This window comes from Aporhodopirellula aestuarii (genome assembly GCF_023701485.1).
In the GTDB taxonomy this organism is placed as follows: Bacteria; Planctomycetota; Planctomycetia; order Pirellulales; family Pirellulaceae; genus Rhodopirellula; species Rhodopirellula aestuarii.
In genome coordinates, this window is record NZ_JAMQBK010000039.1 from 120,590 (window position 1) to 135,095 (window position 14,506).

15 protein-coding genes and 1 pseudogene are annotated in these 14,506 nt (G+C 54.7%); 4 read left to right on the forward strand and 12 right to left on the reverse strand.

The window, feature by feature from the left end:
- Positions 1-335: 335 nt before the first annotated feature.
- Positions 336-1,493, forward strand: coding sequence for a serine/threonine-protein kinase (locus NB063_RS14870; protein WP_250929526.1), 1,158 nt, complete (start codon positions 336-338; stop codon positions 1,491-1,493).
- 52 nt (positions 1,494-1,545) lie between these two features.
- Here the strand turns inward: NB063_RS14870 and NB063_RS14875 are convergent, their stop codons facing one another.
- Positions 1,546-2,364 (reverse strand): DUF2971 domain-containing protein, encoded by an 819-nt coding sequence (locus tag NB063_RS14875; protein WP_250929527.1) that lies wholly within the window; start codon positions 2,362-2,364, stop codon positions 1,546-1,548.
- Between the two features lie 800 nt (positions 2,365-3,164).
- Here NB063_RS14875 and NB063_RS14880 point away from each other — a divergent pair.
- Positions 3,165-3,362 (forward strand): hypothetical protein, encoded by a 198-nt coding sequence (locus NB063_RS14880; RefSeq protein WP_250929528.1) that lies wholly within the window; start codon positions 3,165-3,167, stop codon positions 3,360-3,362.
- Positions 3,363-3,522: 160 nt separating this feature from the next.
- Positions 3,523-4,047 carry a hypothetical protein gene (locus tag NB063_RS14885; RefSeq protein ID WP_250929529.1) on the forward strand — a complete coding sequence of 175 codons (525 nt, stop codon included), beginning with the start codon at positions 3,523-3,525 and terminating at the stop codon, positions 4,045-4,047.
- Here the strand turns inward: NB063_RS14885 and NB063_RS14890 are convergent.
- The 10 genes and pseudogenes from NB063_RS14890 to NB063_RS14935 all read right to left on the reverse strand — a co-directional run.
- Positions 3,993-4,232, reverse strand: a pseudogene (locus tag NB063_RS14890) (M28 family peptidase); the annotation flags it as partial. The gene NB063_RS14885 and the pseudogene NB063_RS14890 overlap by 55 nt on opposite strands.
- 43 nt (positions 4,233-4,275) lie before the next feature.
- Positions 4,276-5,412, reverse strand: coding sequence for an N-methyl-L-tryptophan oxidase (gene solA / locus NB063_RS14895; protein WP_250929530.1), 1,137 nt, complete (start codon positions 5,410-5,412; stop codon positions 4,276-4,278).
- A 133-nt stretch (positions 5,413-5,545) separates the two neighbouring features.
- Positions 5,546-5,869, reverse strand: a complete 324-nt coding sequence (locus NB063_RS14900; protein ID WP_250929531.1) for an ATP-binding protein — start codon at positions 5,867-5,869, stop codon at positions 5,546-5,548.
- A 260-nt stretch (positions 5,870-6,129) separates the two neighbouring features.
- Positions 6,130-8,436 (reverse strand): DEAD/DEAH box helicase family protein, encoded by a 2,307-nt coding sequence (locus NB063_RS14905; protein ID WP_250929532.1) that lies wholly within the window; start codon positions 8,434-8,436, stop codon positions 6,130-6,132.
- 412 nt (positions 8,437-8,848) lie between these two features.
- Entirely contained in the window at positions 8,849-9,634 is a 786-nt protein-coding gene (locus tag NB063_RS14910; RefSeq protein WP_250929533.1) for a hypothetical protein, read from the reverse strand.
- A 37-nt stretch (positions 9,635-9,671) separates the two neighbouring features.
- Positions 9,672-10,535, reverse strand: coding sequence for a hypothetical protein (locus NB063_RS14915; RefSeq protein ID WP_250929534.1), 864 nt, complete (start codon positions 10,533-10,535; stop codon positions 9,672-9,674).
- Positions 10,536-10,596: 61 nt separating this feature from the next.
- Positions 10,597-11,268 carry a hypothetical protein gene (locus NB063_RS14920; RefSeq protein ID WP_250929535.1) on the reverse strand — a complete coding sequence of 224 codons (672 nt, stop codon included), beginning with the start codon at positions 11,266-11,268 and terminating at the stop codon, positions 10,597-10,599.
- Positions 11,269-11,414: 146 nt separating this feature from the next.
- On the reverse strand, positions 11,415-11,861 hold the full coding sequence (locus NB063_RS14925; RefSeq protein WP_250929536.1) for a hypothetical protein: 447 nt from the start codon (positions 11,859-11,861) through the stop codon (positions 11,415-11,417).
- Between the two features lie 102 nt (positions 11,862-11,963).
- The gene (locus NB063_RS14930) at positions 11,964-12,104 is read right to left on the reverse strand and encodes a hypothetical protein (protein ID WP_250929537.1); all 141 of its coding nucleotides are present in this window, start codon (positions 12,102-12,104) and stop codon (positions 11,964-11,966) included.
- Positions 12,105-12,129: 25 nt separating this feature from the next.
- Positions 12,130-12,906, reverse strand: coding sequence for a ParB N-terminal domain-containing protein (locus NB063_RS14935; protein ID WP_250929538.1), 777 nt, complete (start codon positions 12,904-12,906; stop codon positions 12,130-12,132).
- Between the two features lie 612 nt (positions 12,907-13,518).
- Between NB063_RS14935 and NB063_RS14940 the strand changes: the two genes are divergently transcribed.
- The gene (locus tag NB063_RS14940) at positions 13,519-13,758 is read left to right on the forward strand and encodes a hypothetical protein (protein WP_250929539.1); all 240 of its coding nucleotides are present in this window, start codon (positions 13,519-13,521) and stop codon (positions 13,756-13,758) included.
- A 149-nt stretch (positions 13,759-13,907) separates the two neighbouring features.
- Here the strand turns inward: NB063_RS14940 and NB063_RS14945 are convergent, their stop codons facing one another.
- Positions 13,908-14,441 (reverse strand): AAA family ATPase, encoded by a 534-nt coding sequence (locus tag NB063_RS14945; protein ID WP_250929540.1) that lies wholly within the window; start codon positions 14,439-14,441, stop codon positions 13,908-13,910.
- Positions 14,442-14,506 lie beyond the last annotated feature (65 nt).

A 14,506-nucleotide genomic window follows, 5' to 3' on the forward strand; every position in this document is an offset into this window, starting at 1 on the left:
CTGACTGGCAAGGCTAGTCGAAGGCGAATTGATGGGATACAAATTCACAGTCGAGCATCATGGCGAATCGGACAGGCTCGCCTCGACACCGCTCTGGCGGCCGACTTTGGATTGTCAAGTTCGAGCTGCTGGTCGATGAAACCGGAGCGTAAGGAACAAAGCAATCGTCGCTCCGGTGTCGGCCACCGGAGCGTTCGCCGAATGGTCGTCGGCTGGTCCCTTGCGTCCAACATAATCGGCGTTGCGGCGTGACGGGGCTGGATGTTGAGCCAGAAATCCGGGATGCTCTTACCGTTGAACGATCGCGAAAACAGCATGTTGAGTTGATTTGGATAATGAACATTTCTTTGGGTGATCAGGTTGACCTCGGCTCGCTGACTATTGGTGAGAAGCTTGGGGAAGGTGGATACGGAACTGTATACAGTGCGAAACACCCGTTTTTAGATCACCCCTGTGCGGTTAAGTTTCTAGATCCGCACCCCTTCCGGAGTAAAGAGTCGAGAGCGTCCGAAAGATTTGAGGCGGAATCGAAGCTACTGTTGTCGTTGAGGCACGAGTACATCGCGCCGATTTTTGGCGTGGGTGAACATGCTGGGGTTCCCTTCATTCTCATGGAGCGGTTCGAGGGTTGGAATCTCCATCAAGTAAAGGAGACAAACTTTGATGTTACCCCTCAGGTCGTTTTGCCATTCGTGGAACGAATTGCGTCCGCGTTGGCATATTCTCACGACAAGGGAATTATCCATCGCGACGTGAAGCCTACCAACCTGATGACTTCAAAGGGAACCGCAAGAGTACTAGACTTTGGGATTGCAAAGGTCATGGACCCCGGAGGAGAGAGATTCACCCGCACAGGAGGAACGCCAGTCGGAGGATCATTCACCGCGCCAGAATTACTTGCAGATCCTCGATTGGTGAATGCTCGTTGTGACGTGTACAGTCTCGGAGCTTGTTGGTACTGGCTTCTTGCCGGCACTGCCCCCCAGGGGAGAAACTGGGAAGCATCCCTGCGTGCCGTTGACGGGGTGACGGAAAACTATGCTCGCGTGATATTCACCACGCTTAATCCGGCTGACTCCCGGTATGCTTCTATGCACGAACTGCTCTCGGACATTTCTTCGCTGAAGCGAGACGAAACTCCTGTTGCGCGAACCGAGTTGAGCATTGATGCGCAGACAATTCTGGGGATCCTATTCGAGCAAACGTACGACTCATCTGGCATGCAGCTCTACGAGATTGAAAAGCAAACCCTGATGCCCAGGATGAGCGTGATTATCTCGATCCGACAGCTTGACCGTCTAGATCTAGTTGAGGTTGATACTGGAATGGACTTTGGTGAAGAGTACAGCGTCTACAAAATCTCAAGCGACGGCGTTGATTGGGTTGAGACGAACAGAGTTGAGGTAGAGTCCGCACTGCGTGAGCTAGAAAAGCGGATAGAAGCGAGCAAGCCAAAGAAGGTGGATGCTGAAGATCCGGACGTCCCATTCTGATTTGCAAACTCGGACGAACGTAACGACGTAAGCAAGTCACGAAGACGGCGATTTACCGCATCTTGAGTTCAGAGATGTTGACAATCGTGTTTTCATACTCCCAGTCGGTCAACATGTTCGCAGCTGCATGCCTGTTGGTGCCATGTGACGAAAATGGTCCAAGTCGAATTGACTTAATGACTTCAGTTTGGAACTTGTGGACAGTGTAGGGGATCAGCCGACTGTAAGCTGATCGATACTTAATTTTCCATTTTGGTTCATCTCCGTCAGTGTCAAGGACCGGAGCTACACAGAGTCGCACTTCCTTCTCTGTTTCGAAACCGACACTCTTGACATAAGCGCACTGAGTAGCGGCATGTCCAGCCAGGTACTCAGCAAGAGCAAACTCAGAACTATCAACGTCGTGCTCGAGTTCCGATTCACGATTGTGAAACCAAGCTTTAAATCCCTCCAGGTTTTCTACGATTCTGTCGAGCCCCGGCTGACCGTACATCACAGCGCTTGATGTTGCTCTTTCTCCGTGAGCGCGAAGCCCATCTAAATCGAACGCGATGCTTATACCTTTGCCACCGTCGCCGTATGCAATCCACTGGGTAGCATTGTCTTCAAGAGTCGTGAAGCTTGCATAGAATGCTAGGTCGGGCTCTTCCAAGTCTGCCCCGTAGAGAGATACAAAACTGTCAAGTCGTTCACAGAATCTTCGTTGACAAAGTTCATCTGACAGCCATTCAGAAACCTTGCTCTTCAAGTGCTCAGCCGCGAAAATATATTCGCCCAGATCACTTGCCGAAGTGACTGCGGATAGCCACAACTCTCGCTTTTCCAGGATCTGTAGCCCGACTGGCAGAGACGTGTAGTGATGAACTATCATGGGTTACCGGGTCAGTACGTAGGTGCAATCCGCGAACTTGGGCGGGATCACTTCGAGGTCTTGCTTTTCTATCTTAAATCGTCCGGTAACAACTTCAATATTCTTCGTATTGACTTCTCTAATCGCGATCTCGTTGCACATTGAACGTGGATAATCACGCAGCGGGTCGAACGCCTTTACACCATCTGGCCGATTTAGCTGCTGAACTGGCTGCAGAAGCGGGGATTTGCGTGCCTCATTAGGCCCTACGAAAATAGTCTTGTTGTCTTGGACCTCAAAAGGACCTGAGTCCACGACGCTACGATAGCGTTTTACGCGTGCCTGGACGAACCGCATCTGACGCTCCGTCTTACAAACTCATTCGCTAGTAGCGTTACACTTTCTCCCGAGTAATGACGGAAGCCAAGAGCACCAGGTTCACTTCTTAAATGGTTACCTTCTTTTCTAAATCCACCGGCGTATCGCTTCGTTGTTCTTGGGCAAGGGGTCAGATCGTTGATTCGAGGAGCAATGAAGTAACTTTCGTGCGTTTCCAGTTCGCACTCGGACTAATTTCGTAAAAGCTGTCCAACTCAAGGCTGACAACTGTTGGCACCGGTGGCCGACACCGGAGCCTTATCTCTACTCTCGGCCTGTTGCCGCTCCATCGCCGACGCATCGGGGAACACAATTCTGGATCCTCACGAGAGATACCAGAGGACGATTTGCGTTTCGCGGCCAATTTTCTGGTTTACCCACGGCTCACTTTGCCTAAGTAACCCTGAGAGGGACGTTTGTTTGCGAGCGAGTGAGTTGCGGCGATGGGTGATCACCTAAACGACGAGATTCGTGAGAACGCTTCGGGGCCTGCGAAGGCTTCGTGTGATGCGGGGTCGGTTGAGCAGCACAAGCTGACTGAGCAGATCGCTGCGGACAAGCATCTCGCTGGCAAGGACGCGGTTCGTAAGCCGAATCGTGGATTGCGTTTTAACAAGATCGTGCCGCCGTCGGCCGGCTGATCTTTCTTTTTGGTTCGCGAACGGTCCTGATGCAGGCTTGTTCTCATCAAACAGTTCCACAATCACGTTGGCATGATCGGGAAAGCGATCCGCGTAATCTGCGAGTTGCGGAGATTGCCCTCACCTTTCGGGTGACAACAACTGCGAAGTTGCCTCAGGGATGGCAGGTTGTCTGGCTAAAGTCACGCCCGCGGCTTGCAACGCCTGCCAGAACGAATCCAACCCGCGAGCGATCAATGTCGTCATGATCGGTATGGCGTTGGTCAACAAAAAGCGACGCAAACAAGACGTCACCGAGTTGGAAGCACTTCTTCGCAACTACATCCCGGACGAAGACCCGATGCCGGCGACGCTGAAGATCAGCAGCTTTTGGCCCGGTCCCGGCAACGAACTCAAAAAGATGATCGCTTGGTTTGCCAAGCCGAGCGAAACGTGCAACTGCGAAACCCGTGTCGACACGATGAACGACTGGGGTGCAGAAGGTTGCCGCCGAAACATTGACACCATCGTCGATTGGTTACTCGAAGAAGCCCAAGCAAGAGGACTCCCGCATGGAAGGTTTACGCAAGAAAACGTGCCGATCGACTGCCGATCCAACTTCATTTCCAGAATTGGCATTCGTTTTACCTTGCCCATCGAGTCGAGGTTGAAGTACGGTGGTTCCTCACACGCGAACGCGACGTAACGAGCTGTTCGTTTGCCCTGGTGCTCGCGAAGCAACCGGCTGACCTCCAGCATGACCGCAACGGCCGAAGCGTTGTCGTCAGCACCAGGCGTGGAGTAAACAGTGTCGTAGTGGGCATCGAGCAGCACGATCTCGCCCGCACGCTTGGTTCCGGTTTGCTCCACAATCAGATTCGTAGCTTCATCGTGAGGACTTGATTTCTTTGTCCCTTGGGGGCTCCGGAGACGGTTAACTGAAACGGTTGATGCGGAATAGATCCAAGTTGAAGTCGTGGGTGTCGCCGACCGCCAAATGCATTGCGATTTCGCCGAGAACGCTCGTGAACTTGAATCCATGACCCGAAAGTCCTGCGATCACAACGACGTTGAGATGCTCGGGCAACGTGTCAATCAGAAAGTGTTCGTCACTGGTCATCGTGTAGTAACATCCCGCGTGGGATCGCAAGTGAGTCGTCGCACCGGGCAAGTGCTCGCGAACGAATTCTTGCACAAGTCGAAGGTCTTCCGCATCGGTGGCATAGTCGCCGCGGGTCGGTATCTCGACGCTTTGGCCGCCGCTGTGACGCGCAACCTTGATGCCGTTGTCATCGATCGATGGGAATCCGTAAAAGTAGCCGCGAGGTAGCTCAAAGAAGAAGCATGGGAGATGCGGTGATTGATCGGATTCGGCCGGCGCGGCGCTAAACCAGTACTGGTGTTTTCTCAGCACTTGCAATTGCACGCCCAGGCCGGACAAGACATGGCCGCTCCAGGGTCCGGCTGCGATGATCAGCCGGGCGGCGGAATATCGGCCTTGATCGGTTTCGACCACAACACCCTCGGTTGTGGCCGACCAAGTCCGCACGGTTTCGTTGTGACGGCACACGGCACCCTGATCCGCGGCACATTGCAAATAAGCGGCTACGCACGACTCCACCTTCAGATAGCCCGCGTTTGATTCAAAGACCGCCGCCATCTCGGAACTGGCGGAGAGTCCTGGCCAGCGGTTTTGAACTTGATCGATCAAGAGTTTTTCAATGTCCAGTCCGTATCGTTCGGCACTTCGGATCACACCAGGGACAACCACGCCATCGACCGGTCCGACTTCGACCAGTCCGGTTCGTACAAACAACCGCTGGTCGGAGGCCTGCTCCAGCGACTCCCACAACTCATAGGCGCGTCGAAGCAACGGTATGTAGGCGGGGTGTTCAAAGTACGCCTGTCGAATCACACGCGTCTTTCCGTGCGAGCTGCCATGATTGTGCACGGGTGAGTATTGGTCGATTCCCAAAACTCTCAAACCGGCCAAAGCGGCATGGTACGCCGCCGCACTGCCGACACCGCCGAGCCCCAAGACAATCAAATCCCAATTCGAATCGGTATTCACCGTTTGCCGTTCAACGGTGTTAATGAGCCCATCGATTGTTCCAACGAATGATTCTCTTTCATGTTACCCACCCCTGCTGAAACGATCTCGCGATCACGAAAGTACGCGAGCAAGTATTCTAGCGAGCTCGAATTCATCCATCGGCTGCTAGAACGACGCATCCACCGCATTTCCTGCAAGAATACCGGACCGCAAGTCGAGAAGCCGAAACCCAAGTGGGTAGGCGAATCTGTAGAACCTTTCGTCTTCTGTCACGGGGCGCCTGAAAAGGGACCACCTGTCGGGACCTGGTCCCTTTTGAACTTTTCTCGGCATTCTTTAGCCGGTAGCTGCGGCCGGTGATCTTCATGATCTCCGCCGACTGCAAGAACCGATCCAAGATCGCACTGGCGCTCGGTACGTCACCGATCAGCTTGCCCCAATCCTCTAGAGGACGGTTTGATACCCCGAGGACCATGGTAGGTGTGCTTTGAGCCGGCGAATTCACCGAGTACTGTTGCGTAAATGAACACCGGCACTCCTGAAACCTGGACGCGCAAACAGCTACGCGAACGCTGCAAACTCAGCGATGGGTGTTAGACGGTTCTACGGCAGGCGATCAGTGATCGAGGACTGACGGCAGTCGATCACTCTCGATTTCGAAGACATTGCCTCCCCTGGAACGCGACAAGATCGCATCGTGGTGACCACGCCCAAACCAATCCTGCCCACGGAACGTCATGGATTCAGTTGGCAATGCCCTGATGATGCCACGGCCGAATCGTACCAACCCGCTGCTTCCCACCGAGCAACACGATTGGGAACCGCATGTTTCCAAGAGTCACGTAATTGACGCCGCCGCTCCCACAGCAGCTGCCTGAGGGGTTGAGGCAAGAAGATCATCTCCCGCTCAAGAAGCTGAAATATATCTTCCTTGCCGACCCTCCATTGACCGATCGCGGTGTTCCCACCTGGTAACACCCGTCCGAATTCGCAATTCCCCTGCCATTGATATCGCGAGTGATTGAAGATCTGCATCCACAGGGCGATCCAGGGGATGATTTTGCGATAGTCCGTCGTGCCCTGGTGCATACGGACCTCAAGAAGCTGGATCGCATTGTCGATGCGATTTAAGTTGACCGAGTGATATCGCGATAGCGATCCGGAGGAGAACAGGATCGGGGCCTTATTGAGCTTTCTACTGTCGCGGTAGGGCTTGCAGAACTCGTTCCGCCCGTAGTTGTCATAAGTGTAGGGCCCGTGCCACTGGTACAGCCTCGAGGGTGCGACTAGGGTGTAGAGTCCATTTTCTAACCGCGTCAATCGGGCGGCGAATCCCCTTCGACGTTCTTCCGTATTGAGGCGAGTTGCCAGGGTAATGTGAAGGCCCGTTTCGTGATTGATGCGCATCGTGGGCGACTGGTCCAAAAACCGGTCCAGCCCCTGAGACACTCGGGCTAGTTCGTCAAATCCATCGCGGTTAACCAGAATCGGAGAGACAACCTCCCAGCCGCATGAACTGTCATAGCAAACCCGCCACGAGCAGTGTTCGTTATTTTCGTGGTAGCCAAGGGGGCGTTGGCACACCGGAAGCGAAGCGGAATGCTTGAGGCACTCGATGATCTTCTGGGCACCGACGCGCCAGTCGCGGTCGCGAGACCGGGGACGAGGCGACGTTCCGATTTCAATCTCGACCCCAAACGTCTGGTCGCATGCAAACGGAACTCCCGCAAGCCCGGGCAACTGCAGCACTTCGAAGCGTCGCACATCTTCGAGCTCGTCATGCTGAACCCTAGGACCACTCGGCATCGTCGAGGAAGTCGGCGCAACGCCTTGGGTATATTCCTTGGCGTGAAATAGCTGCGAGCCCAGGCGGGTTACCGAATCGGTAAACTCGACGATGGTGAACGAGTCCTTACCAGGGGATTTTCTAGCACCGCGACCCACCATCTGTGCCAGCAGTGTCAAGCTGTCCGTGGGACGCGTCAAGAAGACCGCATCGATCTCAGGTACGTCAAACCCACTGGTCAACATCTCGACTGCTACCAGCGTATTGATGCGCCCTTCACGGAATTCCGAGATTGCGGTTTGGTTGTCCTCGGCGTTGTTGGCTGAATGCACGGCTTTGGATGGTACGCCACTTCGCGACAAGAGGGTGGCGAGTTGATTGGCATGGTTGATGTTACATGCAAACATCAAAACACGCTGATACTGGCCCTTTTGGTAACCTTGCAAGAACCGCTGGATGATTTTTTCGTTTCGGGTTTCGCGATCTCCCAGATCGGCAAGCGACTTCGGCGTGATCTGCCCGCTATTAATGATCGGATCCCATGTCTCGCCCGTAGCGAACTCTTCGATGCGGGGCGTAGCGAGGAACTCGGGACAAAGCTCTGCAAATGATTTGGCGTAGGCGATGTGATGTGTCTCTGGATCGACGCGAGGCGTCGCCGAAAGCCCGATCATCAGTGACTGGCCCAAGAACCGATCCAGCAACGCTTTTCCATGCTGGGCTGCAGCGGCCCAGTGACACTCATCGATAATCACCAACAAGGGCTGCTTGCTGAAAGGGTCATGAGCGTCACTCGAGAAACGGCTGTACCAAGTCTGGACCGTGGTAAACAGAAATCTCGCCTGTTGATTTTCCTTCATATCCGGCAGACCCTTCGGGTCGCCAATCGTTCCCATTTGGCTGCTGTATTGGGGTACGCATGCTTGACACTTCCGCCATGCTTGCTCGAGCAGATCCCAGCTCGGCGCGAGCCAAAGAACTTTCATGTCCTCGTTGCGATCAAGAAAGTCGTACGCCAGCTTCATGGCAACCAGCGTCTTTCCCGCGCCGGTCGGAAGGCTGATCACCTGCACACGCTCGGGGTCGCTCGATAAATGATGATCGGTCTGCTGGACGGCATCACGCTGATACCGACGAAGCTCCGGGAACCTGTGATCTTCGTCTGAGCCCTTACGTTTCCCTTCGATCGAATGGGGCGAAGGTATGGCAGCAATTGTCGCCAATGGAATTACAGCAGTTGATTCGATAACACTCATGTAGATGTCCTCCCCGGACGGGTGCCCGTGCCTAGATTTTGATTAGGAACGCTTCCTCTTCTGGTTCAGTTTGTGGAAGCTGTAGATCGCCCCAAAGATCGATGCTCACGCTTTCGGATTAACGCCCACGGCAGGCGAGTACCATGCAATAGGGCGGTCTGCAGTCCAGTCGGTCTGCTATCGGCTCCAGCCCTCTCGCGAAGCCACTGCAGACATGGAAAAGCGTGCACACCGATCGGGCGAGTTGACTTTGCTGGTTCTAGCAGCACGGCCGTTTTCACCAAACACGGCCTGGACAGTCGCTTGGAAAAACTCAGTCAGCCTTTGTGGATCACCCTTCTGTAATTCAATGAGTGGTACAGGATCGCTACCGACGCCATGTCGGTGGGCGGTATCCGGAAGACGCCTCGGTCTAGGCTGATGACTGGTTTGATTGCAACTTGCGCGTGTGCTTAAGGTGTTGTGTCCAAGCCTGGTAGATTTTCGTCCAGCGGCCGTGAGCTCGCTCCACTGCGGATCCCCAATACGCTGATCTCTTTTCATCCTGACCGGTAACGCTGGGCATGATCCAGCACCGCATCAGGTCCATCCAAGCGATCACAACAACTTCCGCGTACATCCGACTGAGCGGGTCGTTTTCGGCGGAACCAAGGATCTCCGTGGTGTCCGCGTCAAGACGACACCGCCAAAGAGCAACGTTCTCGGGCGAGGCTGAGCCGACGAACTGGAGTAAGTGTTCACGTGAGACCGCGATCATGTCGGTAGCCTCGCGAAGTATCTCCGGCTGGGCGGCGATCCAGCTATCAAGCTGAGCTCGTGCGTCGACGTCGCCGCTCTCGGCGAGCCGGCAAACCTCTTTGAACTTGTGGAGACCCGGCATCTTCTTGTCGGCTTTGGGGGGTGCTGTGGATTGGCTGTGCATTTCAAGTTCGCCCATTTGTCGAATGACCTTCCAGTTTGTGGACCACTCGCTCAACCATTCCAGCGATATATTGGCTGCGATGTCATTGTCTCTTTCGCGGCAGCAGGCTTCGCGATGGGCAAGCTCGTTGGCTTTCGCGAGACGCTCCTCTTCCACGAACAATTGAACCACCGGGTCCGAGGCCTTGCCGATGTAGCGTTTCTGCCGCTTGCCGTTGAGACGCCGTGCGAGGACGACATAGTTTTTCGCTGTGCCTTTTCGTTGTTCGATTTGCATAGACTTTGTGTACCACACATGCCATTTCAACAAAAAACTATGCTGAATGCCGTCTTCCGCCTATCAAAATGTGCGAATTATCTTCAGATCGCACAACTGGCAGTGCGTATTCTTCCGTGCCAAGGAATCTGCCGAGCACTTGTGCAGTTCTTTTTCCGAGCACGTGGCTGAGGTTGTCGAAGTGGGAGGGCTGCCGTGACGATAGGTCTCCGATTCGCAGGGCAACCTCACACAGACGGTTGGCGTCGGTCTCCGGTAGTTGGTGCCGCATCAGTAAGAGCTGCAAACGCTTGATCTCACGGCCCCTGCTCGTGGCCAGATCACAATCTTCGTGCAGGTGCGGGATTCCCGCCAGCCAGCGCTCACAGACCGCGGGCCCGCAGCGGTAGGATTCGCGGCACACAATGTTGTGCAGATCGCTGACAGGTTTACCATCTCGGTCGAAGACGTGGCAGGCCAACCAGGCCTTGGCATCGAGGCTGTCGAGGACATCGAAGTAGACGTCACAGTAGTCCCGCACGGTTTGAGTGGCGAGACCGCTGCGTACGGCGACGACATCGGGCGGCAGCCTCGCCAGCAATCTTGCCTCGACGTTCAGCCGTGTTGCCGGATCGTGAAAGATTGTCTCGGCCGCCGCGATGTCGAGTAGATGATCTCCGCGATAATGCGTACGTGCATCGAAGGGTGCTCCTCGCCGGTAGTCAACAACTTGCCAGAACTCCGAACCATAATCGACATTCGCCGCCACGACGCCATGTGTGACAACCGATCGTGCCCTTTGCCATCTCCACACTGGACCCATCGCGAAACGAACATACTTCCGAGTGTCCTCTGCCGACATCTTGTCTTGACGACATATGGGGAACGAGAACTGAAGAGGTTCAGCAGGTGTTGCAGCCATGATTTTTCGTGGGCGAGGAAACGGGATAAGAAGCACCGCATCGAGACTAGCGATTGCGACCTCACATTGACTTCGCCACCAGCCGTCGCGGCGTGTGCTTAGCGAGCTGTTTCACCGGCAGCATCTTCTCGTCCAGGTTGTATGAGCAAGGATAGCTCTTGGCGATCGTGAACAGCTCGTTCTTGCCGGTGTGGATGATTGGTGTGAGGCAGCGAACCATGTTTGCCTTCTTCCTCCCGGTGAGGTAATAGTCGTCGATCAAGTCAAGGCGATTCTCTAGCACCTCCGCAATAGCGTTCTTTTCGAACTTCGTTTGCGGGGGATAGATGGCAGCGGCGAATGCAAGTTGGCAACCCACGGTCAGGTTGAGCTGAATTGGTTTATTCGCCTGCGCATCTTTGATGTATTTCCCAATCGTGTTGCGGTGGAGGTCGATTCTCGCACGCAGCCATCTTGCACTGGGGATAGCACCCGTTCCGAGATGGAATCGTTGCCCTTGTCCCCCGATGAGTCGTAAGTATGCGGCCAAGCGAGTCTCGATTGATAGGCCAGGGTTCCTCAACCGACGTGAATCTAGCCGGCTCGCATACCAATTGCAGTAGCGTACGTATCCAGCAGGACCGGCGGCCGCAAGTTCGAACGCGGTCGTCCCCTCCGGCAACCCGGCCAGGATAAGGTAGTCGGCGTCGACAGGAGTGGAACTAGGCAGTGAAGGTGGCGATGAGACAGACAACAGAGAGGTCCTTACCGAGGGAGCGTTGATGGTTTGCACAATGATAGGTGCATCAGCCTGGACTCCAAAAAGATGCACATGGAATCGTGCTGTCGATTAGTTACGCGGGCGTGTTCACGTTCGCGACCTGCTGCCGTAGGACCAGCCTAATTGTCTTGGCGGCTACCGATGCCTTTCATCAAGAACTCAGCCAGCGTTCCTCTGCGTTCAGGGGCCTCTTCGCACCAGCGGTCTGCATCGGCTAGCCGAGCCCGCTTCTCCGCCCCTAGTTCTTCGAACGGAACAGGCGGACAGACTCCCGACAGGATCGCCAGGGTATTCATCGCATCGAAGTTGATCTGCTTGCGGTGGCCCGTTTTCAATTTCGAGATTGCTGTCGGGTCACACCCCAGAAACGTTGCCAGCCGCTTGATGGTTGGGCGACAGTCATGCCCTGGTCGGTATTGGTGCCCACGTTGGTCGCATGAGCCGAGAAAGCTGAGGATGCGTTCCTCTAGCGACTGTTGGTTGAAATCCCGCTTGCGGGATTCTTGGTAAGACTCCGAATTCAGCATCTCGATGAGACCGGGGAGATCGGAACGGTCGTTGTTCATGGTTATTCCTTTGGGAATGAATGGAAATGACAAGGGTACTTACCCACAAGCTGCTGCCAGAGGAGCATTTCCCGAGGGACGATACTCGGGCAGTGGCGTCGCTTATGCCTGGGGAATCTGGTTGAGTCTCTGATTCAAACGCTCGATCGCTTGCTCCACGGCAGGAGTGTCCGGATCGACTGCCACGTGCTCATCGTCGTCCGTGGCTCCTATGAACTTGTCGCTGCCGGATCCGTACACCATGATCGAGACATCCAGCTTGGGCCCCCTAAACCCAGGCCACCTCACCCGGTGCTGTTAGTTCGCGGATGCCGTCGCCATGCTCTGTGACGACGCTGAGGTCTCGCTGTGGTCGCGAAGGCTTCCGCTTCTTGGGTCGTGGAGCCTGCGTCTGCTTGCGAGGCACGCCAGTACGGTTAGCGGCTTCCTCGAGCGATATCTCCCCCGACTCAATGCTAGGCTGTAAGTCAGGAGCCGCCAACAGGATTTTCTCGGCCAACGCCAAATCTGCACGCGGTACCTCTTCCTCCTTGGCTACTTTTTCCAGGGCACGAGGGCCACGCTTCTTAGGTTGTTGGCTTCGCGCAAGCTTTGCGCCATCCGGCTGCTTTTGGCTTTGACGAACTTTCTCTGCACCCACAGTCCGTTTTACGCCCGCAAGCTTCCGCTGCATGGAAAGGCGATCGACAGCAAGCATCAATTTCTGATTCTTCGTGAGGTGACGACGGGCCACGTTGGATTGAGCGATCGCCTCTGGGCTATGCTCCGTTACCTTCACGTCGTCAGCGGTGAGGGCGACGCCAGCAACGAAGCATGCCATGAGGCGAGAGCGACCGTCGAGTAGCTGCTTGTCGTGATTGATGTAGATGGGCTCGAGCAGGCCGTTCTCCTTGATCGAGTCGACCATGTTGTCGAAGTTTCGTTGTGGGATTATCGGGATGGAGTTGCACATCGGGTGTATCTTGCCGACCAGCGTTCCTGCATGCTGTAGGCCCTCTTTGACTTTCGGTCGTTCGTAGCGAGGGGAATACTTGTTCTCGTTCATGTTGAGGCTACGTGAAGAAAGGAGACGGCGGCACGTGTCACCGTGGTTCGCTCGAAGCAGTCGAGCAGAATTTAGCCGACTGCTTCGAGCAGAATTTAGCCGCCGTCCCTCTATGCGGATTAACCACGATGACGATCTCATCATGACAGCGATGCCAACAGTTCCAAAATCGACAATCCTCGCGTGATGGCGAAACGGACCAACTCTCCACCGCTGTACCCCGGTAGCCTAATTTTGTTCGGATGAGAGGGGCCTAAAGGGTCGGTAGGGTCGCTTTGAGAAAGTGGTTGAGCACCGAACGCGAAACTACGACGATCCATGCTCTTCAGACCTTCTGCGGTCTAAGTGTTGTAAGAGTTGCTGTCGATGTTGCATGTCAATTTGCCACAAACAATCGCCCAATTGGCTGACACTGGCGAAGAGCAGCGGAACTTGGGTGCATTGTTGGGTGTCACCCCCGGAAGCATCGCAGTTATCCCGTGTTTTCCCAGACTCGGTTCGAGTCCTAGCGGGTTTCTGCGTTGCGTATGCGGCGTAACCGCACACCAGAACCGTTGTAGGCGTGGGGTTTAGGATCTTGGGTTTTGTCTCAATTCCCGTATCGGAGATCCCATGAATCCAGACAACATTTCCCCGGCAGTTCGCGTTTTGACCGAGCGATTTGATCGATTTCGTGCCGCCGACATGACCGTCGCTCAGTTTTGTAACGCTGAAGGCGTTATTCAAACCGCCTACCATTACTCTTTAAAAAAGCTTCACGGCAACCAGAGGTCCGCCCAAATGCCGTTGTCCAACGCGATGCCACGGTTCGTATCGAAATCGTCCAGAGCGTCCAGAGCGTCATGTTTGTAAAGATAGACCTCGAACAGCTTCTGAGGACTTCGCGTCGGTTGGAGTTCTGCCAAAAACTCGCCGCCCAGATCTCCTGGCGAACATGGTCCAGGATCTCGAAGGTCAGCTCCGAATGTTTCTTGACAGTCGCTTCGCTGGCGGACTTGCTGTCATGACCTGCACCCAAGAATTCTGTCCACCGTCAGATCGATATGCCAGCGGTCGATCCATCGACGAATGTTTGCGTATGGTACACGATGCGTTTGCGACGTGGACTCTGCCAGTTTGAGTGCCCAGGCATCAAATAGTTTACTGTCGACATGCGACTTGTACTTTAACAGCACTCGCAATTCGCACCACCAAGCGGAATCCGGTTCAGCCAATTCGACTGCGTATTGCTGCTCCACCGCGTGCGCTGCGTATTTGCGGGTTTCGGAATTCAGTCCGTTCCCACGATCCACAACAATCGGTGACACGCCGTGTGAAATCGCATTGCGAAATCGGTCAAAATTCCATTGGCGCGCCAGTGGTAGTTTTTCGCTGCTGTAATCGTAGCTCGCCGGATCGTCGCCCACTTGAGTATAAAAATACAAATCAGTTTCCAGCACAATGCCGTCTTGACCTGCCAATCTCCGAGCACGGTGGCTCTTCCCGCAGCCCGGCAAGCCTCGCATCAGATACACAGTCTTTTTCGTACCGTTCATCTTCGTCGTTGACCTCGCATTCGATTCCAACCACGTTGAATGATGCCAGTGGGATTTTCAATTAC